The following is a 2,495-nucleotide window of genomic DNA, read 5'->3' as shown; positions in this document are numbered from 1 at the left end:
GAATTTAGTGGAATCCTTTGGGAAGAGGAGCGATACAAGGTGATAGCCCTGTACACGAAGAAATCTTTACAGTGAAATCGAGTAGGTCGGGACACGTGTTATCTTGACTGAATATGGGGGGACCATCCTCCAAGGCTAAATACTCCTAACTGACCGATAGTGAACCAGTACCGTGAGGGAAAGGCGAAAAGAACCCCTGTGAGGGGAGTGAAATAGAACCTGAAACCGTATACGTACAAGCAGTGGGAGCCCTTCGGGGTGACTGCGTACCTTTTGTATAATGGGTCAGCGACTTATATTTAGTAGCAAGGTTAAGCGAATAGCGGAGCCGTAGCGAAAGCGAGTGTTAACTGCGCGTTTAGTTGCTAGGTATAGACCCGAAACCCGGTGATCTAGCCATGAGCAGGTTGAAGGTTGAGTAACATCAACTGGAGGACCGAACCCACTGACGTTGAAAAGTCAGGGGATGACTTGTGGCTGGGGGTGAAAGGCCAATCAAACCGGGAGATAGCTGGTTCTCCCCGAAATCTATTTAGGTAGAGCCTCGGACGAATTCCATTGGGGGTAGAGCACTGTTAAGGCTAGGGGGTCATCCCGACTTACCAACCCTTTGCAAACTCCGAATACCAATGAGAACTATCCGGGAGACACACGGCGGGTGCTAACGTCCGTCGTGGAGAGGGAAACAACCCAGACCGCCAGCTAAGGTCCCAAAATATTGCTAAGTGGGAAACGATGTGGGAAGGCATAGACAGCTAGGAGGTTGGCTTAGAAGCAGCCACCCTTTAAAGAAAGCGTAATAGCTCACTAGTCGAGTCGGCCTGCGCGGAAGATGTAACGGGGCTAAGCAATATACCGAAGCTGCGGCAGCATAGTTTACTATGCTGGGTAGGGGAGCGTTGTGTAAGTGGATGAAGGTGAGTTGTAAAGCTTGCTGGACATATCACAAGTGCGAATGCTGACATGAGTAACGATAATGGGAGTGAAAAACTCCCACGCCGGAAGACCAAGGTTTCCTGTCCCATGCTAATCAGGGCAGGGTAAGTCGGCCCCTAAGGCGAGGCAGAAATGCGTAGTCGATGGGAAACGGATTAATATTTCCGTACTTATATAATCAGTGATGGAGGGACGGAGAAGGCTAGGCAAGCTTGGCGTTGGTTGTCCAAGTGAAAGCGAGTAGGCCGAGAATTTAGGTAAATCCGGATTCTTAAAGCTGAGACGCGAGACGAGCTCCCAAGGGAGTGAAGTTGTTGATGCCCTGCTTCCAGGAAAAGCTTCTAAACTTATGATTATATGAACCGTACCCCAAACCGACACAGGTGGTCAGGTAGAGAATACTAAGGCGCTTGAGAGAACTCGGGTGAAGGAACTCGGCAAAATTGTACCGTAACTTCGGGAGAAGGTACGCCTCTGTTTGTGAACACTTTACGTGGTAAGCAAATGGAGGCCGCAGTGACCAGGTGGCTGGGACTGTTTATTAAAAACACAGCACTCTGCAAACTCGTAAGAGGACGTATAGGGTGTGACACCTGCCCGGTGCCGGAAGGTTAATTGATGGGGTTAGTTTTCGGACGAAGCTCTTGATCGAAGCCCCGGTAAACGGCGGCCGTAACTATAACGGTCCTAAGGTAGCGAAATTCCTTGTCGGGTAAGTTCCGACCTGCACGAATGGTGTAACCATGGCCACGCTGTCTCCACCCGAGACTCAGTGAAATTGAAATCGCAGTGAAGATGCTGTGTACCCGCACCTAGACGGAAAGACCCCGTGAACCTTTACTACAGCTTGGCACTGAACATTGAACCTACATGTGTAGGATAGGTGGGAGGCTTTGAAGCACAGTCGCTAGATTGTGTGGAGCCGTCCTTGAAATACCACCCTTGTATGTTTGATGTTCTAACATTGGTCCCTTATCGGGATTGTGGACAGTGTCTGGTGGGTAGTTTGACTGGGGCGGTCTCCTCCCAAATAGTAACGGAGGAGCACGAAGGTTAGCTAATCACGGTCGGACATCGTGAGGTTAGTGCAATGGCATAAGCTAGCTTAACTGCGAGACAGACACGTCGAGCAGGTACGAAAGTAGGTCATAGTGATCCGGTGGTTCTGTATGGAAGGGCCATCGCTCAACGGATAAAAGGTACTCCGGGGATAACAGGCTGATACCGCCCAAGAGTTCATATCGACGGCGGTGTTTGGCACCTCGATGTCGGCTCATCACATCCTGGGGCTGAAGTCGGTCCCAAGGGTATGGCTGTTCGCCATTTAAAGTGGTACGCGAGCTGGGTTTAGAACGTCGTGAGACAGTTCGGTCCCTATCTGGTGTGGGCGTTGGATGATTGATGGGAGCTGCTCCTAGTACGAGAGGACCGGAGTGGACGAACCGCTGGTGTTCGGGTTGTCATGCCAATGGCATTGCCCGGTAGCTATGTTCGGAACGGATAACCGCTGAAAGCATCTAAGCGGGAAGCCGGCCCAAAGATGAGTCATCCCTGAACTT

Annotated in this window: 1 rRNA gene; it reads left to right on the top strand. The window is 50.8% G+C overall.

From position 1 onward, the window contains the following. A 23S ribosomal RNA gene (locus KL866_RS15270) occupies window positions 1-2,495 on the top strand; the annotation flags it as partial.

It is taken from the genome of Alteromonas sp. ALT199 (assembly GCF_018619335.1).
GTDB lineage: Bacteria > Pseudomonadota > Gammaproteobacteria > Enterobacterales > Alteromonadaceae > Alteromonas.
The sequence above is the reverse complement of the archived record's forward strand: the minus strand, read 5'-3'. Positions and strand labels throughout refer to the sequence as shown.